We start from the raw sequence: 19,805 nt of genomic DNA, 5'->3' as shown, positions 1-19,805 counted from the left end.
CCGCTACCACGAGAGCATCGGCAACCTGACCCCGGCTGACGTCTACTTCGGACGAGGTGAAACCATCCTGGCTGAAAGGAGGCGCATAAAACTGCAAACCATCCAAAACCGCCGCTTGAACCATCAACGTCAAGCCGCATAACCTAAACCCGATGAGCCCGAACTCTCCGCTCCAAGATCAGGCCCGCAGTTCCAAATCACTCGACGACGGACACTCGGGGCGAAAGCGCCGCGCCTCCATAAGGGCCACGGCAAGCGCATCGCCCAGCCCCAGCATCAGCGCCGTGGACGTGGTCGGCGCTATGCCGATCGGGCAGGCTTCGGGCAAGTCGAGAATGGTCAGGCGGTAATCGGCCGCCTGCATCAATGCGCTTTCCACCTCGCGTGACAGTCCGACCAGCGGAATGCCGAACCGGGTGCAATGCGCAACCAGATCGCGCAGTTCCGGCGTCTCGCCGCTGTTGGACAACAGGATGCACAGGTCCGAAGGTGTCACCATGCCCAGACCGCCATGGCTTGCCTCGGCCGGATGGACAAAGAACGACGGCGTTCCGGTCGAGGCCAGCGTTGCCGCGATCTTGCGGGCGATGTGCCCGGACTTGCCGATGCCTGACAGGATGACACGGCCCGGAATGGCAAGAATGGCTGTCACAACCGGGGCAAAGTCGGCTGGCAGGCCATCGGCCAGCGTCAGCAGCGCCTGGCCTTCCAAGCGCAGGACGCGGCGGGCAGCGATTCCGACCGCATCAGCATCTAGCCTGCCCCGCGGCCTCTGCCTGCGCCATGCCGTCGAACCCCTGACCGTTTGCCTGTTCATAGGCAGTTTCGCAGCAAAGCGCCATGCCCCGGCCTGCCGTTTGCCCGCTTTCGGTTTGCGCCGCACGCAGCTAAGACGGCAGCGACAGGAAAGGAACCGCCGTGACCACCCATCGCCCCGAGATTGACGGCCTGCGCGCGGTTGCCGTGCTGTCGGTGGTGCTGTTTCATGCAGGCGTTCCGTGGCTGCCTGGCGGTTTTGTCGGGGTGGACGTGTTCTTTGTCATCTCGGGCTATCTGATCACCGCAATCCTGCTGGCCGAACGGAGCCGCGGCGATTTCAGCTATGCCCGTTTCTATGCCCGCCGGGCGCGGCGCATCCTGCCTTTGCTGATCACGGTCTGTCTGGCTTGCGTGCCTGTCGCGATGGCTGTGATGCTGCCGGAAGACCTGAAGGATTTCGGTGCCAGCCTGGCCGGGGCCGCGACCTTTACCCTGAACATGATCGCGGCAAACAACGTAGGCTATTTCGACCGCGCCGCCGAGGCCCAGCCGTTACTGCATATATGGAGCCTTGCGGTCGAGGAGCAGTTCTATCTGCTGTTCCCGCTGGTGCTGGCGCTGCTGTGGCGCTTTGGGCTGGCGGTGGTGGCCGGGGCGGTGGCGGTGCTGCTGCTGGCCGGAATCGCGGCCGCCGAATGGTGGTTGCGGCAGGATGCGGCGGCGGCATTCTACCTTTTGCCGACGCGGGGCTGGACGATCCTGCTGGGCGTGCTGGCCGCTGTCTGGACCGCGATGCGCCCGGTGCCACGATCGGATGGGCTGGCGCTTGGCGGTCTGGCGATGATCGCGGCGGCGGTGGCGGGGTTTCACGCGGGCATGGCCTTACCGGGGGTGCTGACGCTGGTGCCCACGTTGGGTGCGGCGCTGGTGATCCTGTTCTCCGGGCCGCTGACAGTGCGCCTGCTGGGCTGGCGGCCGATGGTGGGGCTGGGGCTGGTCAGCTATGGCCTCTATCTGTGGCACAATCCAGTTCTGGCCTTCTTGCGCTATGGCCGGACCGAGGAACCCGCCCCGGTCATCATGGCGGCGGCGGTGGCGCTGATCCTGGGTTTGTCGGTGGCAAGCTGGCATCTGGTGGAACAGCCCTTTCGCCGCCCTGGCACGCGCTGGTATCGCTGGGCGGTGCCGCTGGTGGTGGCCGTATCGGTGGCGATGGTTGCAGCGGGGGCGGGGCTGGTGGTGGCCAAAGGCCTGCCGGGCCGGTTCGATCCGGCCATTCTGGCGATCCTTGCCGCCGAGGATGACCGCAACCCCTTGCGCCGCACCTGCAGTTCCAACGGCCCGCGCATTGTGGCCCCGGCCGAGGCCTGCATCATCGGCAGCCCCGACCGGGTGATCGGCGCGCTGGTCGGGGATTCGCATGCCGATACGCTGGTCGTGCCTTTGTCCGAATGGCTGACGGCACGCGGGCAAGGTATGGCGCTGATGACCTACAGCGGTTGCCCCGTGGCGCCGGGCATCCGACAGCGCGCTGCCGCTGACAGCCAGTGCGACCGCTATACCGCCATGGTGCTGGATCATCTGGCCGCGCGGGCGGATCTGTCGGTGGTGATCCTGCACGCCCGCCACGCGCTTTACGTCGAAGGCACGCCGTTCGACAATGGCGAAGGCGGGGTCGAGGATATTCCCCCCGCTGCCTTCGAAGGCACCGATGCCCCGCCCGGATCGCAGGATGAACCCGCGCGCCGGGCGGCCGTGCTGGCCGCCTATGCCACCGGCGTGCAACGCCTGCTGGACATGGGCAAGCAGGTGATCGTCGTGACACCGGTGCCAGAGATCGGCTGGCATGTGCCGCGGCACATGGCGCGTGCGGCGTTGGCCAACGCGGGGGCGGTGCTGGTGGTTTCGGTCGCGTCGGACCGGTTCCGCGCGCGCAGCGGGCCGGTACTGGATGCCTTTGCCGCCTTGCCCGCGCATCCGCGCCTGACACTGGTGCGCCCCGATACGCTGCTGTGCGACACCGACCTGCCGGGGCGCTGCATCGCATCGCGCGGCGGCATACCGCTTTATGCCGATGCCGACCATCTGACCAACAGCGCCGCCGCACTGGTGGTCCAGGCGCTGGCCCCCTATTTGCCCGCGCCGTAAAGCTCGTCCCGAAAAAAGGCGGTCAGGCGCGAGCGGCCCTTGGGGTCCAGCGTGGAAAATTCCAGCGCGACCCCGGCCTCTTCGTGCAGGCTACGTAGAAACTCGAAAAGGTCCGACACCACCTTGCCGCCGCGGCCTTGAAAGCTGCTGGCATCAGGCTTGGGGTTGAACGTGCCGTTCACGTCCACCCAAGGCGCCACACCGCGCAAGGCCATGCCTTCCCGCCAGAAATAAGGCGTGGACCCAAGGTCGATGCCGACAAAGCGGATGCGCCGGTACCCCAGCGCACAGGCCAGCAACACAAGCCGCGCCACCGACCCAGTGAAGGCAAAGTTGATCGTCAGATCAGGCCGACCAAAGACATGCGGCCGGATCACTGTGCGAAGAACATGCCGATAGCTGTCCAGCCGCCGCCGCACCGACACGCTGACCCGGACATAGGCATGGGTCGGAAAGGCCCCGGTCAAGGCACGGATCTGCGGGCTGTCGTGCTTGTCCCGCTTTTGGAACTACACGATTGCGGGCTTGTCCTGCCCGCGCAGTTTGGCCGCCAGGCTGTCGGACTGGCGGGTATCGGCAATCGCCTCGATCGAATAGATGTCAAAAGCGATGGGCGCGACCCCTGCCATGTTGATGCAGGCGGATACCCCGGCCTCGATCTCGCGCATCTCGGCTTCGGACAGGTCGTTTACCGTGGCGCCCGACCCGACGATGGTGAACACCGCCTGCGGGTCGGTGGTGCGATACTGGGAAATCAGGCCGGTATCCTGCCCGCGCGTGCGCCAACGTGCCCCCGCCAGCCGCAAGAGCGTGATCGCTTGATCCAGATAGCGTTGCATGCCGCCCCCCGCCCAAGTCAAGGGCGCAACTGGACGGTCCGGGCGGAAGTTGCTAAGCCCGCGCCATGCCGCAAGGGGACCAAACGATGACCGACACCAAAGCCGTTTCACCAGCCGGGTTGCGGACCGCCGTTATCGGGCTGGGCCGGATGGGGCTGCGCCATGTGCAGGCGGCGCAGGGTCTGGGCATGCAGGTGATCGGCGGGGCCGACCCTTCGGCCGATGCCCGGGCCACACTGGCGCGCGACTACGGTGTTCCGGCCAATGCCTGCCATGCCGACGGCATCGCCATGCTGGATGCGCTGCGCCCCGAGGCGCTGGTGGTGGCCACCACCGCCCCTGCCCATGCCGCGCTGGTGCTGGCCGCGGCGCAGGCAGGCGTGCGCTTCATCCTGTGCGAAAAGCCGATGGCCCGGTCCCTGGCCGAGGCGCAGGCGATGAGCGCAGCCTGCGATGCGGCAGGCGCGCGACTGGCGATCAACCACCAGATGCGCTTCATGGACCAGTATATCGAGGTCAAGGCCCTGACCGGGTCCGAGGCGATGGGGCCGCTGGCATCCGTCACGGTGGCAGCGTCGAATTTCGGGCTGGCGATGAACGCGAGTCATTATTTTGAGATGTTCCGCTACATGACCGGCGAGTATGTGGCCGAGGTTTCCGCCTGGTTCGAGGCCGCGAAACTGGCCAATCCGCGCGGCGCGCAGTTTGACGATGCCTCGGGCCGGGTGCTGGCGCGGACGGCTTCGGGCGTGGCGCTGTATCTGGATTTCTCGGCCCAGGCAGGTTGGGGCGTGCAGGTGGTCTACAGCTGCCGCAACGGGCAGATCGTGGTGGACGAATTGCGCGGCGAGATGAAGGTGGCCGCACGCCAGCCCGAATTCCGCGACCTGCCCACCACCCGTTACGGCATGCCGGTGGATGTCGAACACCGCGCCATCGCCCCGGCCGATGTCATCGTGCCGACGGCAGCGGTCTGGCAGGCAATGCTGGCCGGGCAGGACTGGCCCGACGGGGCGGCGGGGGCACATGCGCTGGCCTGTCTGGTGGCGGCCCATGCCTCGCATCGTAAGGGCGGGCAGACGGTGCGGCTGGATGCCCCCGACTTGCCGCGTGACGAAATCTTCCACTGGGCCTGAAGGAGCGCGCCGATGTCAGAAATCCGGGTTGCCATTGTGGGTGCAGGCTACATGGCGCAGGAACATGCGCGCGCCTTTGCCAGCCTGCCGGACGTGCGCATCGCGGGCGTCCACAGCCGCAGCCGCGACCGCGCGCAGGCGCTGGCCGATGCACATGGCGCAACGGTCCACGACAGCGTGGCGGACCTGTGGCAGGCGACTAAGGCCGAAATCCTGGTCATCGCCGTGCCTGAACTGGCTGCGCGCGGCGTGGCCGAGGCTTCCTTTGCCTATCCCTGGCTGTGCCTAATCGAAAAGCCCGTGGGCTATGACCTGGCCGATGCGCTGGCCATCGAGGAAGTGGCCCAGGCAGCAGGCGCGCGGGTGCATGTCGCCTTCAACCGCCGCAGCTATGGCGCGACCCGGGCGGTGGCGGCGGCGCTGGCCACCGATGACGGGCCGCGGCTGATTTCGGTACTGGACCAGCAAAGTATGGACGAGGCACGTGCCGTCAAGGCGCCCGAGGCCGTTGTCCAGACCTGGATGTACGCCAATTCGATCCACCTGATCGACTATTTCACCCATCTGGGGCGCGGCCCGATCACCGGGGTCGAGGTGACGTCGGCCTGGGATCAGGCCAACCCCGGCGTGGTGCTGGCCACGATCCGCTATGCCTCGGGCGATCTGGGGATGTATCAGGCGGTCTGGAACGGCCCGGCCCCTTGGGTTGTCACTGTGGGCACCCCTTCCGCCCGGTACGAGATGCGGCCGCTGGAGAAATTCACTATCCAGCCCCGGGGCCAGCGCCGTGCGGCAGAACAGCCCGGCGACCCGATGGACAGCGATTACAAGCCGGGCCTGCGGCATCAGGCCGAACAGGCGGTACTGGCAGCACAAGGCAAGCCTGCACAGCTGGCCACGCCGGCGGAATCCACCCGTTCAATGCGGCTGGTGGCGGCGATTTACGGCTTTGCCCCGCTGACAGGCGCGCTGTAGCGGCCTAGCCCAGCAGGAACCGGCGCAGGATGGCCAGACCGGCTGGCCCCGATTTTTCCGGATGAAACTGCGTGCCCGTCACAACCCCCCGGCGCACGGCAGCGGTGACGCGCAGGCCATCGTGGTCATAGGCAGCCAGCAGATGCGCGCCGTCCTGCGGTTCGGCATGGAAGGAATGCAGGAAGTAAACCGGCGTCTGCGGCGCAAGGTCGGCCAGAACCGAACCATCCCAACCATTCGCCCCCGCTGGGGCCAAGGGAAACCAGCCGATTGCAGGCAGCTTGCGGCGCCCGCCATCGGCACGTCCGCAGACAATCGCGCGCACTGGGCCGGGGATCAGGCCCAGCCCGGGGGTTAGGCCGAATTCTTCGGACGCATCCATCAGCATCTGCATCCCAAGGCAGATGCCCAGCAAGGGCCGCCCTTCGGCGACCGAGGCGCGGATGGCAGGCACGAAGCCCCCCGCCGTCAGCCCCGCCATGCCATCGGCAAAGGCCCCGACTCCGGGCAGCACCACTCGGTCGGCCAGCGCCAGGCGCGCCGGATCGGCGGTCACGTCGATCTCTGCCGCCCCCGCCACGTCCAGCGCGCGGCGGACCGAGAACAGGTTGCCCATGCCATAGTCGATCACCGCGACCTTCATGCCGCCCCTCCAGCCAGCTCGGCCCGCAGATCGGCCATGGTCTTGCGCCCGTAGTGCAAGGCATCGGCCACCGCCACCGCATCGGCCCCGGCCCCCAGCGCCGCCGCCAGATCGCCGGTTCGGCCATAACCGCCGCTGGCGATGACCGGCACATCGACCGCCGCTGATATGGCGGCGATTAGGCCGGTGTCATAGCCCTTGCGCCCGCCTTCGCGGTCGATGGATGTCACCAGCACCTCGCCCGCCCCCAGATCGACGCCGCGGCGCACCCAGTCCACCACATCGAGGCCCGAATGCTCGCGCCCGGTTTCGGTATAGACCTCCCACTTGCCGGGCCCCATGGCCTTGGCCTCGATTGACAGCACCATGCATTGCGACCCGAAGCGACGGGCCACCTGCGTGATCAGTTCGGGCGTCTTGACCGCGGCGGTGTTGATAGCAACCTTGTCCGCGCCCGCGCGCAACAGGTCGGTCACATCGTCCAGCGTGCGGATGCCGCCGCCCACCGTCATCGGCACGAACACATCCTGCGCCGTGCGGCGCACCACCTCGGTCAGCTTGGAGCGGCCATAGAGGCTGGCGACGATGTCGATGTACAAAAGCTCGTCCACGCCCGCCTCATAGTAGCGGCGGGCAAAGTCGCAAGGATCGCCCATGACACGCAAACCTTCCATCTGCACGCCCTTGATCAGGTTCGGCCCCTTGATGTCAAGTCGTGCGATCAGCCGGGCAGGCATCAGGTTTCGATATCCTCGACCATGTGGCGCAGCGCCCAGCCTTCGTTGGTGCGACGCCAGATATGATCGGCCCGCCAGCTATCGACGATCTCGGCAAACTGTTCAGACGATATGTCACAATACTCAAGAAACTCTTTGAAATAGCGTGACGGGAACTCTCCATCGAACTTGCGCACAAGCGCAACGGCCTCGCTTCGGTCGATCTTGCCATCGCGCACTTCGTGAGCAGCATCCGATGTGCACCGCCCAATCCCGAACTTAACATATCCCAAGTAATAGTGGAATCCATCGATCTGATCATCGAGGCTTGCGTACTTGGAGTATGTCCCTTCCGAACGAACGTCATTCGGCTGGAAGCCAGTATGCTGAGCACAGTAATAGAAGTTTTCTTGCGGATCCCACATCTTGTAGTAACCTAAGAAGTGAATCTCCGTTTTGTTTCGGACGATCTCCGCATAAGGTGGGGCGCGGAAGGAATACAAGTCGGTCTCCGAAACGCCATATCTCACCCAAAACTCTGGCGGGAGTCCGGAAAAGTAATGTTTGTCATGATCTTGTATTTCGCGTGTTGGACGGAAGGCGTTCTTCATGTCCCCGCCGTATTCCACTTCTCCATTCTCGCCGTACACAATCAAAGGCACACCGAAACGTACGGCTACTTGGAGTGGGAAGTTGGTCTGACCATAGATGAAGGGCTGGAACGGATCGCCTAAATGAAGAGTGGCCAGTTGCGTCAGCTTGCGAGTCACTTTGCCGTCGGGTGTACCCATAATATTGGAAAAGCCAGACGCAATAAATGCATCCAGATTGCGCCGTCCATGCGTCGTCGCCTTGAGAGGCGCCCATGTCACCGTTAGCGGGTTCATTCCGTAATGGTGTTTCAGCAAATGGGCAACATAACTGCCGTCTTTACCACCGGAACAGGGTACGATGACGTCGAACGCGCCATCCGTGCGGCGGTGACGGTCGCATAGCTCCCTGAGCTCCTGTTCCCGCAGGTCCCAATCAATGCCGCTACGCTTGAATTCGGCGTACTCGCAAGCCGAGCAAACCCCTTGCTCATTGAATGTGATACGCGGGCGCTGGTTGGAAATCACGCATTTCTTACAGAACCTAACCTGCTCGGGTAGGTTGTATCTTCCGCGGACGTTCCTGTTTTCCATGTTCTTACTCCTGTCGCGGGTGGACGTGGCCTGAAATGCCGATCATTGTTTGTATCTACTCTGTTGGTAAAGAAACGGGGTCAAGCGAGATCGTCCCCTGGGATCAAAGGTTTGGAACTGCAATCCTGGAACTTCATCCAAGAGCGCCTGCAAAAACTCGAAGAGATTAGGAACGCTGCCACCACCACCCATGCGCAGGGCGCCCGGCGACATGCGTTGATACTCGGCCGAAAGTTCTGAAGCTACCATTTCCTGCGGTCTTTCCAACCAGAAGTATGCGGTAGAGCCAAGATCGACCCCGGCAAAGCGGATGTCGCGATAACCCAAGGAGAGTGCAAGCAGCGTCAGTCGCGCTATGGACCCTGTCAGAGCGAAGCTGACCCGCAAGTTGGGACGCTCGAGCACTCGTGGCAGCATGAAGCGGTTCAAGATGAAGCGGAAGGTGCCAAGGTCGCGCTCAATAGATACCGAAGCCCTTCGATATCGATACAGACCGAATTCCTGATCCAGTTCATCTACGAATGGGCTGGCATGGCGTGCACGGTCTTGGAACCACAAGAGCGGTAGGCGCGACTTAGCGAGCAAGGAAACGCGGTAAGCATGATGATCTGCGCGGTTGGTCATGGCCTCCAGAGAGCAAAGGTCGAAGTCCATCGACGCAAGAGCAGCCATGTTAACTGCTGCGGTGACACCGGCGGCCATTACGGCCCGTTCAGCATGGCCGAGGTCATTAATCGTAGCCCCTGGCCCAACAATCGTGAACACCGATTTCGACGTGCGAGCACGCAGCCTTTCAAGCGGCGTGCAGTCCTGGTCGCGAGTTGCTCTAACGGCGGCGGCATAGCGCATCGAAGTAAGTAATAAGTGAACTCGGGCCGCAAGTCCTGCTGGATGGTCAGTCATTTCGAATTCCGTCCAGCGCGCGATTGGCCTTGAGCAGGTCTTGCGGGTTGCCCACATCCATCCAGGTCTCGTGCATCGGATAGACAATCGTGCGCGCGCCGCGGTGCCGCAGCCGGTCAAACAGCGTGGGCATGTTGCAATGCTCGCCCTGCACAAGCAGATCCAGCGCACCGGGGTTGAGGACATAAAGCCCGGCATTGATCCGGGTACGCCAGATCGGCTTTTCCTCGAAGCCGGTGATCACCATGCCGTCGGTCTGCACCACGCCAAAGGGATTGTGATACTGGTGTTCGCGCACCGCCATCGTCGCAGCCGCATCGAAACTGCTGTGAAACTCCAGCATGTCGGAAAAGCGCACATCCGTCAGCACGTCGCCATTGGCCACGACAAAGGGCAGCGCGGGCCCGTCCGCAATCAACGACAGCGCACCGGCTGTGCCAAGGGGCGTATCCTCGAACACATAGTCGATCTCGACGCCAAAGGCGCTGCCATCGCCGAAATGGCCGCGGATGACATCTGGCAGGTAATGCAGGCTGATGAGGAATCGGCGGAACCCGTCGGCCTGCGCGCGCTCTAGCGCGTGTTGCAGCAAGGGCTTGCCCGCGACTTCAAGCATGGGTTTGGGCACGGTCTCTGTAAAGGGCATCATCCGCTTGCCGAAACCGCCGGCCATCAGAACGATCAGGTTGTCGCGCGCCGGGGCGGCCAGCACCTGATCCCAGACATGCAGCCCCGCGACCCGCCCAGCCGCATCGAGGACGGGCAGTTGCCGCAGCTTGTTGACCCGCATCAGGTTCAGCACCGACCCGCGGTCAAGGTCCGGCCCGACCACCATCGGCGTGCGCGACATCGCCTCCTCTACCCGCGACGCAAGGCTTAGGCCGCGCAGCAGCGCGCGGCGTACGTCGCCATCGGTCAGCGTGCCTAGCAGGCGGCGGGCCGGGTCCACCACCACCAGGATTTGCTGGCCTGCCCGGTCAAGATGGGCGATGGCGGCATGCAGGTCGGCATCGGGGCCGATCAGCGTGGCGGTCCAGTCCGGTTCGCTCATATTGCTGTCCTTTCGTGACCCGCGCGCGGGTGGCGGGCGCCGGGGGGCAGGTCGGCGGCCACCACGGACCCGGCGGCAACCATGGCCCCCGCGCCGATGCGGCAGCCCTGAATCACCGTAGCCCCTGCCCCGATGAAGGCGCCATCACCGACATGGACCCCGCCGCAGACTGTGACCCCTGGGGCCAGATGTACATCGGCGCCCAGCGTGGCGTCATGGTCCAGCCCGGCGCGGGTGTTGACGATGCAGCCCGGCCCCAGCGTGCAACCCGGTTGCACCACGGCCCCTGCCATCACCTGCACCCCTGCACCCAACCGCGCATCCGGGGCGACCCAAGCAGCCGGATGCACCAGCGCCGGAAAGGCAAAGCCGCGCGCCGCGTGCACCTGCTGCACCCGGTGCCGGGCGGATTGGCCGGGCATCTTGCCCAGCCCGTTCAGCAAGGCCATCTGCCCCGGGTTCCGACCGTCCAGCGCCTCGTCCCCGCCCAGAACCAGCAGCCCCTCCCAATAAGCACCCGCTGCCAGCGCCGGGTCGCAAACGCCGATGATCCACCAGCCCAGGGCTTCTGCCAATGCTCGCACCACGCGGGCATGGCCGCCAGCCCCCAGCAGGATGGCATCGCCCGTCATGGTCCAATCCCGTCGCCACGGGCATGCGGGCGGGTGGTGGTCTGGCCGATCATGTCCCACAGGTTAGCCGCCACGCGCCCTTGGGCAGCGCGCGCGGTCGTCAGATCCTCGCGCGTCAGAACCGCTCCAGCGGGAATGTCGCGGGCGGCGACAAGGCGCTGGCGCGCAGCGCGGCGGGTGTCCCACTCGCCGGGCTGCGGCACCTTGGCGGCCTGCCCCATCGCGGCGCAGACATCGCGGATGGCATGCACCATGGCCGCAAACTCGGCCGGTTCCAGTGATGCGGCATGATCTGGCCCGGGAAGGCTGCGGTCGGTTGTCAGGTGCTTTTCGATCACCCGCGCCCCCAGCGCCACCGCAGCCAGCGGCACGGTGATGCCTTGGGTGTGGTCAGAATAGCCCACCGGCAGGCCGAAGGCGGCAGCCAGCGTGCCCATGGCCGCCAAGTTCGCCTCGGCCACCGGGGTCGGATACAACGAGGTGCAATGCAGCAGCGTCACGCCGTCCGCCTGTCCGCGCGCATCGGCCCAAGCCTGCCAGACCTCGACCATGGCGTGCGGTTCGCAGGCATGCGCCCGGGCATGGGCGATCACGGCCAGCGCCTGTTCCACCTCGGACAAGGTCGCCATTCCGGTCGAGACAACCAGAGGCCGCCCCGTGCGGGCAAAGCGCCACAGCAGCGGCGCGTTGGTCAATTCGCCCGACGGCACCTTGTAAAAGGGCAGGTCCAGCGTTTCCAGAAAGCCAAGGCTGGCAAAGTCAAAAGCCGTGGACAGAAAGTCGATGCCCCGCGCCTGGGCGCGGGCCTGCAATGCGGCGTGCCAGTCCTCGGGCAGTTCCAGTGCCTTGAGCATGGCGTGCTGGCTGGTTTCCGCCCCGATCTGGCAGTCCTGATAGGCTGCCTTGGGGGCCGAGTCCAAGGCCAGCGCATCGGCGCGGAAGGTCTGGAACTTGACCGCATCGGCCCCGGCATCGGCAGCGGCATCCACCAGCGCCTGCGCCAGATTGAGCTGCCCGTTGTGATTTACTCCGGCCTCGGCGATGACATAGCAGCGGGTCATGCGGGCACTCCGTCCGGGCCGTCGTGAAAGGGCAGATCGCACGGGATCGGCGCATCGCGCAGGATGGTGAGCATCGCCTCGGCGGCCCGGCCCTGCCCATAGGGGTTGATCGCCTGCGCGGCCGCAGCGCGCGCGGCCGGTTGCAAGGCATTTTCCAGCGCGGCTTGGATCGCCCTCGGTTCCGCCGCCACATGCCGGACCGAGGCCGCCGCCAGCCGCCCTGCCTGCCGGTCGCCGATGTTCAGCACTGGAACGCCAAAGGACGGCGCCTCGATCACCCCGGACGAAGAATTGCCCAGCACTACCGCTGCCCCCGCCAGAGCGGCACGATACCGGGCAAAGCCCAGCGAAGGTACGGCCACCGCGCGGGCACGGTTCGCTGCAACCCAGTCCTCAAGCGCGGCAATGATCGCGCGTCCGCCGTTGTCGGCATTGGGATAGGTCCAGATCACCGGCAGGTCGGGCCACGCGTCCAGCGCGGTCAAGATCGCCGACAACCCTGCCACCGGGTCCTCGCCCGTGGCGGTCGGCGGATGCCAAGTTGCCAGCGCATAGGCCCCGTCCAGCGCAAGCCCCAGCCCCGCCAACGCCGCGGGGTCAACGACAGCCCCGGCTACCAGCTCGTCCAGCCCCGGCGCGCCGACGGTGAACACCCGGTCAGGCGGCGTGCCCATGCGGATCACCCGGGTGCGGTAAGGTGCGGCGGCGACAAAATGCCAGGTCGCCATCTTGCTGATGGCATGGCGGATAGCATCGTCATAGGCGCCTGCCGTGATCTCGCCGCCATGAACATGGGCAATGGGGATGCCAAGGATCAGCGCCACTTGCGCCGCTGCCAGCGCCTCGAACCGATCGCCCAGAATGACCAGCACATCCGGGCGCAACCGTTCCAGCGCATCGGCCATGCCGATGGTTCCCAGCCCCAGCGACTTGGCCACGCCCACCCGGCTGTCCGAGGCCAGCAGCATTTCCACCCGGGCGGCGATGGTCATGCCGTCCGCCTCGATCGCGCGCCATGTTTCGCCGAATTCGGGGGCGAAATGGGCAGCAGCAGCAATCACCTGCAACTCGGTCGCCGGATCGTCGCGCAGCAGCCGCATCAGCCTCGACAACAGCCCATACTCGGCCCGCGTGCCGGTAAAGACCGCAACCTTGCGCATCAGCCGCCCCCCCGGATGCCCGACGGCAGGTTGACCACTCGCGCCGCCAGCCATTCTGCCATGGGCAGCGACCCGCGCGGCGCACCGGCGTACATCGGCAGCGTGGTCATCAGCGCCCAGATCGGTCGGGTCATCACCCCGGCGGCATTGGTCGCCGCCAGCAGCGCATCGCGCATCGCCATATCGTCGCAAACCAACGCGTTCAGCCAATAATTCGACCGGCAACCTTCAGGTTCGCGCACCACCTCGGCCAGACCGGCCAGCCCGTCGATGTAATGCTGCGCCAGCGCGCGCTTTTCGGCCACAAACGCGCCAAGCCGTTCCAGCTGTGCCACGCCCAGCGCCGCGTTGATGTTGGGCATGCGGTAGTTCCAGCCCAGTTCGTCATGCACGTATTCGAAAGGATGCGGCACCTTGGCGGTGGTGGTCACGTGCTTGGCCCGCGCGCCCAGGGCGGCATCGGCCAGGATCATGCCGCCGCCGCCGGTGGTCAGGATCTTGTTGCCGTTGAAGCTTTGGCTACCCAGCCGCCCGATGGTGCCGGTATGCTGCCCGCGATAGGTAGAGCCTAGCGATTCCGCCGCATCCTCGACCAACACCAGCCCCCAGCGGGCGCAGACATTGGCCAGCTCGGCCAGCCGCACCGGATGGCCAAAGGTGTGCATCGGCACGCAGGCCCGGATCACCCGTTCGCCCAGACGCGCCAGGCCATCCGTGCCGATGCGGGCATTGTCGGTCAGCCAGCCTTCAACCGCTTCGGGCGACAGGCCCAGCGTGGTCCGGTCGACATCGCAGAACACCGGATCGGCCCCGGCATAGGCGATGGCGTTGCAGGTGGCGACAAAGGTTAACGGCTGGGTGATGACCAGATCGCCCGGCCCCACGCCTGCCAGCCGCAAGGCTATGTGCAGTGCCGCCGTACCGTTGACCACCGCCACCGCCCGGCCTGCGCCGGTCAAGGCGGCCATGTCCGCCTCGAATCGGTCGACAAAGGACCCGACCGAGGACACGAAGGTGGACTGGATGGTTTCGGCGACATAGGCCTGTTCATTGCCCGCGAAGACCGGCGCATGCAGTGGGATCGGCCCCGTGGTGCGATAGTGGTCGCGCACGGCAGCGATCAGCGCCTCAAACATTGTATCGGTCCGCCTTGTAGTTAGCTAGATTGGCCGAGTCCATAAACCACGCTACCGTCGCCTCAAGCCCGGCACGGATCGTCCATGCAGGGACAAAGCCGGTAAGATCGCGGATACAGGTGTTGTCGCACCACAGACGGAACACCTCTGATTTCCCTGGCCGTATGCGGGCGACATCTTGGACAAACTCGACGTCGGATCCCATGATGTCGCGAATCATGCGCAAAGTATCGCCGACGGATATCTCGTAATTCGATCCAATATTGACCGTCTGTCCGACCGCGCCTTGCGTATTGGCCAACGCCAGAAGTCCCCTACAGGTGTCCAGCACATAGTTGAAATCTCGCGTCGGTGTCAGATCGCCCAATTTGATTTCACGTACCCCGGCCGCGATCTGAGTGATGATTGTAGGAATCACCGCGCGCGCCGATTGGCGCGGCCCGTAGGTGTTGAAAGGCCGCGCAATGGTCAACGGCAGATCGAAGGCGTTGAAAAAACTCATTGCTATGGCATCAGCCCCGATCTTCGAGGCCGAATAGGGCGATTGCGGCTGAAAAGGGTGCGACTCGTCCATTGGTACGTACCGGGCAGTGCCGTAGACTTCGGAGGTCGAAGTGTGGATTACCCTTGCACAACCTGCGTTCAGCGCAGCCTGACAGATATTCAACGTGCCGCGCACGTTGGTTTCCACATAGCTGTCTGGGGCGGCATAGGAGTAGGGAATAGCAATCAGGGCGGCAAGGTGAAACACCGTGTCGATGCCGCGCGCGATATTGTTGCAGAACTGCGCATCGCGCACGTCGCCTGCCACCACCTCGATCTGGTCACGGCACGAGATGTGATCCAGCCACCCCCATGAGTTGAAGGAGTTGTATTGTGCCAGAGCCCGCACCTGATGACCCTCGCAGACCAGCATTTCCACCAGATGCGATCCGATGAACCCATCCGCCCCGGTGACCAGAAAATGTGCCATAGACCTGCCCTTCGTCACCCATTTCCGGAACCGCCGCAAGTTGACCAGAATGCCCTACTGAGGCGCACGCCAACGGCCCCATGCAGTCGTCGCTCAGATGGCCAGTCCTTCGGCGCGGCAGGCTTCCGCCTCCGCCCGCCACTCGGCGGCATAATCCACGTCCTGCCACGCATCAAACCATGGGCCGCCACGGGTGTAATGCACGGCGTCGGGCTTTCCGGATTCCGGCTTTTCGCACCAGCCTTCAAGCCAGTTCCAGCTTTGCGGAATCTCGCCAATCTCGTCATCTGCGGCCCATTGCATGCGGTGCAGATAGGCCCCGGACTCAGTGTTCACCCGCTCGACTGTCAACTGCCGGGTTGAGGGGTGGGCGCAATTGAACAGCATGAAAGAGGACCAATTCTTGCGCGGATAGCTGGTCTGGATCACGCCATCCATCTTGGTGGTTTCCTTGGGTGTATAATCATGGTGTACACAGGCTACGGCATGGGAAGGATCCATGTACTGCTCAAGTTTGGCCACATCGCCAAAAAACAGGAAGTCGCAATCCACAAACAGCGCCCAGCCGCTGAAGCCGGCCAGATGCGGCGTCAGGAAGCGTGAGTAGGTGAACTCGGTGGAGGCCAATGGATCAACGGGACGCGTGTACAGACCCTTCGCTACAAGATCGGCCAACTTGATGGCGATCACCTCAACCGGGACCGTCGCATGGCGCAAGAGGGACCGGCGCGCCACCTGGAAGGCGATATCCTCGCGTGAGTCCCAGCCGACGAAGATGCGCAGCGTGTCCATGTTCCGGCCCTTGGTTTCGATGTTTTTTCAGATCTTATGCCCGCTCCCACCGCGCCGCAAGGCATCATCGGATCGTCGCTGCCGGCAGGCAGCCAAGAACCGCCTGTAGCGTCAGTGGCAGCGATTCGCGAGCCTGATCAAGCACTCCTGCTGCAGCGTCGACCAGCGCTTTACGACGCTCCGGCATGGCAATCAGGTCGAGCAGCGCCTCGGCCAGATCCTGTCCGCCACTCACGAAGAGGCAAGCTTCTGCTTCGGCAAGGGCGGCATAGCTTTCCGCAAAATTGCCGGTGCAGGGGCCGTGGATCACCGCTGAACGCAGCGACGCAGCCTCGAACGGGTTCTTGCCGGTCAAGGGCTTGCCTTCAACCCGCAGGGAATGGCCAATGAAAGACACTGGCGCCAGCCGATACCAAAGCCCCATCTCGCCCATCGTATCGGCCAGATAGACCGCATCCTGGGGACAGGGCAGAGCACCTGCGCTGCGCCGGGGGCAGGATCCGAAAGCCGCTTCCAGCGCCGACGCCGCGGCATCGGCATCCGTCAATTGGCGCGGAGCCAAGATCAACATGAGGTCCTGGTGTGTCTTGCGAGCCTGGGCATGGGCGGCCAACACGACAGGCAACTCGCGCGCCTCGGTCGCAGCGGCCAGCCACACAGGACGCGCACCAATTGCCCGTTCCATCGCCAAGCGGCCTTCGCCTTCGGGCAGAGGCTCGGCGGCGGCCTTCAAGAGACCGGCCACTCGCACGCGGCCGGGGTCGGCACCGAGGGAGATCAGGCGCTCCCGCGTCCGGACGTCCTGCACCAGCATCATATCGATCAGGCCAAGCACGTCACACATCAACGCCCGTATTCTTTGCCGACCTGAGTAGCGATGATCGGTTAGGCGCGCGTTGGCCATAACCACCGGGATGCCCCGTTTATGCAGCCGCGATAGCGTCAGCGGCCACAGGTCCAACTCTGCCAGCAATAGAGCATCCGGCCGCCAATGTCTTAGGAAACGCCGCACCGGCCCGGGCGCGTCCACCGGCGCATACTGATGGATCACCCCATCAGGCAGACCGATCCGGGCCAACCCCTCAGCCCCGGTTCGGGTGCCGGTGGTCAGGATTACAGCCACATCGGGCCGCACCGCGCGGATCGCGCGGATAATCGACAGCATCGCAGATGCCTCGCCTATCCCTAAGCCATGCACCCACAGAATCGGTCCGTCGGGGCGTGGCATGGACGCATGGCCCAGCCGTTCGGTCAGCCGGCCTGGCTCTTCCTTGCCGCGCTTCGCCCGCCGCGCCAGAGCCAGCCGCCACAGCGGGTCCGCCAGATGCGCCGCGCCCAGATATGCCTGCAACGCCCAAGCCATGGCCGTCCCTTTTTGCCGTTCACGCCAGCCCTAACCCAAGCCGCCACGCGGTGCCAGATATCCGAGTCTAGAGTTTGCGAAGTGAGCGAGTTTCAACTATTCAGGCCGCATGACCATGCTTGACCCTCCGCTTCTTGCCATTGATCATCGGCAAACGCCGTTTTGGGCGTCGCCATGCGTGGATGTTGCCGGCCCGCGCAAATATCTGGCCGGAAACGCCGTACTGTCGATGGCGGTCAATTGGGACACCACCAGTGTACCCCTGCAGGCAACGTTGCTGCCGGTTGCAGCCGAACCCGACGCGCGCCATTGCGGGTCGGGGCAAGCTCGGGGGACCGACCGATTGATCGGCACCATCGAGGCCGTGGTAGTTCCTGTCAGGATCGAAGCATGACCTTCATCTGTACCATATGTGCGCGCGGCGGATCGAAGGGCGTCCCGGGCAAGAACATCCGTATCGTGGCAGGCAAGCCTCTGATATCATGGACCATCGGTCAGGCCCGTGAAAGCCGTCTGTTCGATTTGATTGCCGTGAGCAGCGATAGCGCCGATATCCTCGCCGCCGCCATGACCGCCGGGGCTGATCTTGCGATTCAGCGTCCGCCCGAGATGGCGACCGACACAGCAGGCAAGGTTCCCGCAATTGCCCATGCCCTTCTTGCCGCTGAGGCGCATCTTGGGCGGCCCGCTGAGGTGCTTGTCGATCTCGATGCCACCTCTCCTTTGCGCGATGTGTCCGATATAACCGGCGCGGTGGCCTTACTGGAAGCGACAGGTGCGACCAATGTGATCACTGGCGCACGAGCCCGCAAGTCGCCGTACTTCAACCTTGTGGAAAGCCGGGATGACGGCACTGTCGGTCTATCGAAACCGCCTCCCGAGGAGGTGCTGCGCCGACAGGACGCGCCAGCCTGCTATGACATGAATGGCTCGGTCTATGTTTGGCGGCGCGACGCCTTTCTGGCGGATCCGCGCGTGTTCTACCCTGACACACGTCTGTTCGAAATGCCCGAAGACAGATCCGTTGATATCGACAGCCCGCTTGACCTGACGCTTGTCGAACTGCTTTTTGCCGCCCGAGCAAGAGGGGCAACCCGACCCTGACGAGTATTCTGGGGCAAGTATTCCGGCGATCCCGCAAGTCGATGGGTGGCGTTCAGCCTGTTTGACCCAGCAAGGAGAGCGAAGCTGTTCGCCTCCATGCCACAACGACCTCCAGAATGATCTACAGCCCTTCGATCTGGTCCAGTTGTACCGGTGTTTCGGCCTGCACCGCAACGCGTACCCGACGGCCAAGGATTGCATCCAGATATTTCGGTGCAGCTCCGAAACCGGGCCTGACCGAGCGCACGTCGTCAGGCGTGATCACCCCCCCCGCCGCCAGATCGCGAACGAAATACAGCGACCGGCGGAAGACGGCATTGCCGCGTTCACTGGATTTGTGGCCATAGTCTACCCGGCCCATCGCTTCCCAAGCGGTGCGGGTCGTTTCGACGAGTTTTGCAAGATCATCGGGCTCCAGCGAAAAGCTGTCATCTGGGCCGCCGCCATTGCGATCCAACGTGATATGCTTTTCCACGATCGCGGCTCCGAGGGCCACGGCAGCAATCGCGGTGGTGTTGTCCAACGTGTGATCCGAAAGGCCGGTAACGCAGCCGTAGCGGGCAATCATGTCGGAAAGGGTGCGCAGGTTGTAATCGCCCGCCGGTGCCGGATAGCCCGACACGCAGTGCAACAGCGCCAGTTGCCGACAGCCGCCATCGCGGGCGGCTTGAATGGCCTCGGCAATTTCGGTCTCGTCAGCCATGCCCGTGGAAATGATCATCGGTTTGCCAGTGCTTGCGGCATATCGGATCAGCGGCAGATCGACCGCCTCGAAACTCGCGATCTTGTAGGCGGGGGCGCCCAGATCCTCCAGCAGGTCAATCGCGGTGGCGTCGAAGGGCGACGAAAACATCGTGATCCCCCGCGCCCGCGCATGGGCAAACAGGGCGGGGTGCCAGTCCCACGGGGTATGCGCCTGTTCATACAGGTCATACAGGCTTTGGCCCGCCCACAGCCCTTCGGTGATCTGAAACTCAGGCCGCGAGGAGTTCAGCGTTATGGTATCGGCGCGGTAGGTCTGGATCTTGACCGCCGACGCCCCCCGTTCCGCCGCCACGTCGATCAGGGCAAGGGCCGCGTCAAGGCGGCCGTTGTGGTTGGCCGACACCTCGGCAATCACATAAGGCGGATGGGCGGGGCCGATGGCGCGACCGTCGATGATGATTTCGGGGTGGTCGGTCATGGGCGGCATCCTTTCAGGCGATGCCCTGAAATGGCCGGGTACGGGCG

21 protein-coding genes and 1 pseudogene are annotated in these 19,805 nt (G+C 64.5%); 6 read left to right on the top strand and 16 right to left on the bottom strand.

Annotated features, from left to right (window positions below; genetic code table 11):
- Nucleotide 1: 1 nt before the first annotated feature.
- Nucleotides 2-142 (top strand): annotated as a pseudogene (locus QUV21_RS08995) (IS3 family transposase); the annotation flags it as partial.
- Between the two features lie 36 nt (nt 143-178).
- Here the strand turns inward: QUV21_RS08995 and QUV21_RS08990 are convergent.
- Nucleotides 179-712, bottom strand: coding sequence for an SIS domain-containing protein (locus tag QUV21_RS08990; RefSeq protein WP_366907776.1), 534 nt, complete (start codon nt 710-712; stop codon nt 179-181).
- Nucleotides 713-918: 206 nt separating this feature from the next.
- On the opposite strand from QUV21_RS08990, the gene QUV21_RS08985 reads away from it, so the two are divergent.
- Nucleotides 919-2,907 (top strand): acyltransferase family protein, encoded by a 1,989-nt coding sequence (locus tag QUV21_RS08985; RefSeq protein WP_300854346.1) that lies wholly within the window; start codon nt 919-921, stop codon nt 2,905-2,907.
- On the opposite strand, the gene QUV21_RS08980 is transcribed toward QUV21_RS08985, so the two are convergent.
- Together QUV21_RS08980 and QUV21_RS08975 are read right to left on the bottom strand one after the other, a co-directional pair.
- A complete protein-coding gene (locus QUV21_RS08980) occupies nt 2,889-3,374 on the bottom strand; it encodes a hypothetical protein (protein WP_300854345.1) in 486 nt (161 codons plus the stop codon). The genes QUV21_RS08985 and QUV21_RS08980 overlap by 19 nt on opposite strands.
- 42 nt (nt 3,375-3,416) lie before the next feature.
- On the bottom strand, nt 3,417-3,746 hold the full coding sequence (locus QUV21_RS08975; RefSeq protein WP_300854344.1) for a hypothetical protein: 330 nt from the start codon (nt 3,744-3,746) through the stop codon (nt 3,417-3,419).
- Between the two features lie 86 nt (nt 3,747-3,832).
- On the opposite strand from QUV21_RS08975, the gene QUV21_RS08970 reads away from it, so the two are divergent.
- On the top strand, nt 3,833-4,882 hold the full coding sequence (locus QUV21_RS08970; protein ID WP_300854342.1) for a Gfo/Idh/MocA family oxidoreductase: 1,050 nt from the start codon (nt 3,833-3,835) through the stop codon (nt 4,880-4,882).
- A gap of 12 nt (nt 4,883-4,894) precedes the next feature.
- Nucleotides 4,895-5,857: a Gfo/Idh/MocA family oxidoreductase gene (locus QUV21_RS08965; protein ID WP_300854340.1), complete on the top strand. Its 963-nt coding sequence runs from the start codon at nt 4,895-4,897 to the stop codon at nt 5,855-5,857.
- A 4-nt stretch (nt 5,858-5,861) separates the two neighbouring features.
- On the opposite strand, the gene hisH is transcribed toward QUV21_RS08965, so the two are convergent.
- The 12 genes from hisH to QUV21_RS08905 form a co-directional block, all read right to left on the bottom strand.
- The gene (gene hisH / locus QUV21_RS08960; protein WP_300854338.1) at nt 5,862-6,500 is read right to left on the bottom strand and encodes an imidazole glycerol phosphate synthase subunit HisH; all 639 of its coding nucleotides are present in this window, start codon (nt 6,498-6,500) and stop codon (nt 5,862-5,864) included.
- Complete coding sequence (locus QUV21_RS08955) at nt 6,497-7,237, bottom strand: imidazole glycerol phosphate synthase subunit HisF (RefSeq protein ID WP_300854336.1); 741 nt, start codon at nt 7,235-7,237, stop codon at nt 6,497-6,499. Before QUV21_RS08955 ends, hisH begins: the two co-directional genes overlap by 4 nt.
- A complete protein-coding gene (locus QUV21_RS08950) occupies nt 7,237-8,400 on the bottom strand; it encodes an N-acetyl sugar amidotransferase (RefSeq protein WP_300854334.1) in 1,164 nt (387 codons plus the stop codon). The genes QUV21_RS08955 and QUV21_RS08950 overlap by 1 nt, the downstream gene beginning before the upstream one ends.
- A gap of 42 nt (nt 8,401-8,442) precedes the next feature.
- Nucleotides 8,443-9,303: a hypothetical protein gene (locus QUV21_RS08945; protein WP_300854332.1), complete on the bottom strand. Its 861-nt coding sequence runs from the start codon at nt 9,301-9,303 to the stop codon at nt 8,443-8,445.
- On the bottom strand, nt 9,296-10,354 hold the full coding sequence (locus QUV21_RS08940; protein ID WP_300854330.1) for a nucleotidyltransferase family protein: 1,059 nt from the start codon (nt 10,352-10,354) through the stop codon (nt 9,296-9,298). Before QUV21_RS08940 ends, QUV21_RS08945 begins: the two co-directional genes overlap by 8 nt.
- The gene (locus QUV21_RS08935; protein WP_300854328.1) at nt 10,351-10,986 is read right to left on the bottom strand and encodes an acetyltransferase; all 636 of its coding nucleotides are present in this window, start codon (nt 10,984-10,986) and stop codon (nt 10,351-10,353) included. Before QUV21_RS08935 ends, QUV21_RS08940 begins: the two co-directional genes overlap by 4 nt.
- The gene (gene neuB / locus QUV21_RS08930) at nt 10,983-12,047 is read right to left on the bottom strand and encodes an N-acetylneuraminate synthase (protein WP_300854325.1); all 1,065 of its coding nucleotides are present in this window, start codon (nt 12,045-12,047) and stop codon (nt 10,983-10,985) included. The genes QUV21_RS08935 and neuB overlap by 4 nt, the downstream gene beginning before the upstream one ends.
- A complete protein-coding gene (neuC, locus tag QUV21_RS08925) occupies nt 12,044-13,207 on the bottom strand; it encodes a UDP-N-acetylglucosamine 2-epimerase (RefSeq protein WP_300854323.1) in 1,164 nt (387 codons plus the stop codon). Before neuC ends, neuB begins: the two co-directional genes overlap by 4 nt.
- A complete protein-coding gene (locus QUV21_RS08920) occupies nt 13,207-14,343 on the bottom strand; it encodes a LegC family aminotransferase (protein WP_300854321.1) in 1,137 nt (378 codons plus the stop codon). The genes neuC and QUV21_RS08920 overlap by 1 nt, the downstream gene beginning before the upstream one ends.
- On the bottom strand, nt 14,336-15,316 hold the full coding sequence (locus tag QUV21_RS08915; protein ID WP_300854319.1) for an NAD-dependent 4,6-dehydratase LegB: 981 nt from the start codon (nt 15,314-15,316) through the stop codon (nt 14,336-14,338). The genes QUV21_RS08920 and QUV21_RS08915 overlap by 8 nt, the downstream gene beginning before the upstream one ends.
- A gap of 93 nt (nt 15,317-15,409) precedes the next feature.
- On the bottom strand, nt 15,410-16,108 hold the full coding sequence (locus QUV21_RS08910; RefSeq protein WP_300854317.1) for a hypothetical protein: 699 nt from the start codon (nt 16,106-16,108) through the stop codon (nt 15,410-15,412).
- Nucleotides 16,109-16,172: 64 nt separating this feature from the next.
- Nucleotides 16,173-17,471 carry a glycosyltransferase N-terminal domain-containing protein gene (locus QUV21_RS08905; RefSeq protein WP_300854315.1) on the bottom strand — a complete coding sequence of 433 codons (1,299 nt, stop codon included), beginning with the start codon at nt 17,469-17,471 and terminating at the stop codon, nt 16,173-16,175.
- A 115-nt stretch (nt 17,472-17,586) separates the two neighbouring features.
- On the opposite strand from QUV21_RS08905, the gene QUV21_RS08900 reads away from it, so the two are divergent.
- Both QUV21_RS08900 and QUV21_RS08895 read left to right on the top strand, forming a co-directional pair.
- Nucleotides 17,587-17,865 (top strand): hypothetical protein, encoded by a 279-nt coding sequence (locus QUV21_RS08900; protein WP_300854314.1) that lies wholly within the window; start codon nt 17,587-17,589, stop codon nt 17,863-17,865.
- Nucleotides 17,862-18,575 carry an acylneuraminate cytidylyltransferase family protein gene (locus QUV21_RS08895; RefSeq protein WP_300854312.1) on the top strand — a complete coding sequence of 238 codons (714 nt, stop codon included), beginning with the start codon at nt 17,862-17,864 and terminating at the stop codon, nt 18,573-18,575. The genes QUV21_RS08900 and QUV21_RS08895 overlap by 4 nt, the downstream gene beginning before the upstream one ends.
- Before the next feature lie 121 nt (nt 18,576-18,696).
- Here the strand turns inward: QUV21_RS08895 and pseI are convergent, their stop codons facing one another.
- Complete coding sequence (gene pseI / locus QUV21_RS08890; RefSeq protein ID WP_300854310.1) at nt 18,697-19,758, bottom strand: pseudaminic acid synthase; 1,062 nt, start codon at nt 19,756-19,758, stop codon at nt 18,697-18,699.
- Between the last annotated feature and the right edge of the window lie 47 nt (nt 19,759-19,805).

Origin of the sequence: Tabrizicola sp., assembly GCF_030373185.1 — a bacterium.
In the GTDB taxonomy this organism is placed as follows: Bacteria; Pseudomonadota; Alphaproteobacteria; order Rhodobacterales; family Rhodobacteraceae; genus Tabrizicola.
This window is presented reverse-complemented; position numbering and strand designations above follow the sequence as displayed.

Coding starts and splice junctions, on each gene's coding strand:
- QUV21_RS08975 (WP_300854344.1), bottom strand. CDS start 3,746: ATGCAACGCTATCTGGATCAAGCGATCACGCTCTTGCGGCTGGCGGGG.
- QUV21_RS08970 (WP_300854342.1), top strand. CDS start 3,833: ATGACCGACACCAAAGCCGTTTCACCAGCCGGGTTGCGGACCGCCGTT.
- QUV21_RS08965 (WP_300854340.1), top strand. CDS start 4,895: ATGTCAGAAATCCGGGTTGCCATTGTGGGTGCAGGCTACATGGCGCAG.
- hisH (WP_300854338.1), bottom strand. CDS start 6,500: ATGAAGGTCGCGGTGATCGACTATGGCATGGGCAACCTGTTCTCGGTC.
- QUV21_RS08955 (WP_300854336.1), bottom strand. CDS start 7,237: ATGCCTGCCCGGCTGATCGCACGACTTGACATCAAGGGGCCGAACCTG.
- QUV21_RS08950 (WP_300854334.1), bottom strand. CDS start 8,400: ATGGAAAACAGGAACGTCCGCGGAAGATACAACCTACCCGAGCAGGTT.
- QUV21_RS08945 (WP_300854332.1), bottom strand. CDS start 9,303: ATGACTGACCATCCAGCAGGACTTGCGGCCCGAGTTCACTTATTACTT.
- QUV21_RS08940 (WP_300854330.1), bottom strand. CDS start 10,354: ATGAGCGAACCGGACTGGACCGCCACGCTGATCGGCCCCGATGCCGAC.
- QUV21_RS08935 (WP_300854328.1), bottom strand. CDS start 10,986: ATGACGGGCGATGCCATCCTGCTGGGGGCTGGCGGCCATGCCCGCGTG.
- neuB (WP_300854325.1), bottom strand. CDS start 12,047: ATGACCCGCTGCTATGTCATCGCCGAGGCCGGAGTAAATCACAACGGG.
- neuC (WP_300854323.1), bottom strand. CDS start 13,207: ATGCGCAAGGTTGCGGTCTTTACCGGCACGCGGGCCGAGTATGGGCTG.
- QUV21_RS08920 (WP_300854321.1), bottom strand. CDS start 14,343: ATGTTTGAGGCGCTGATCGCTGCCGTGCGCGACCACTATCGCACCACG.
- QUV21_RS08915 (WP_300854319.1), bottom strand. CDS start 15,316: ATGGCACATTTTCTGGTCACCGGGGCGGATGGGTTCATCGGATCGCAT.
- QUV21_RS08910 (WP_300854317.1), bottom strand. CDS start 16,108: ATGGACACGCTGCGCATCTTCGTCGGCTGGGACTCACGCGAGGATATC.
- QUV21_RS08905 (WP_300854315.1), bottom strand. CDS start 17,471: ATGGCTTGGGCGTTGCAGGCATATCTGGGCGCGGCGCATCTGGCGGAC.
- QUV21_RS08900 (WP_300854314.1), top strand. CDS start 17,587: ATGCTTGACCCTCCGCTTCTTGCCATTGATCATCGGCAAACGCCGTTT.
- QUV21_RS08895 (WP_300854312.1), top strand. CDS start 17,862: ATGACCTTCATCTGTACCATATGTGCGCGCGGCGGATCGAAGGGCGTC.
- pseI (WP_300854310.1), bottom strand. CDS start 19,758: ATGACCGACCACCCCGAAATCATCATCGACGGTCGCGCCATCGGCCCC.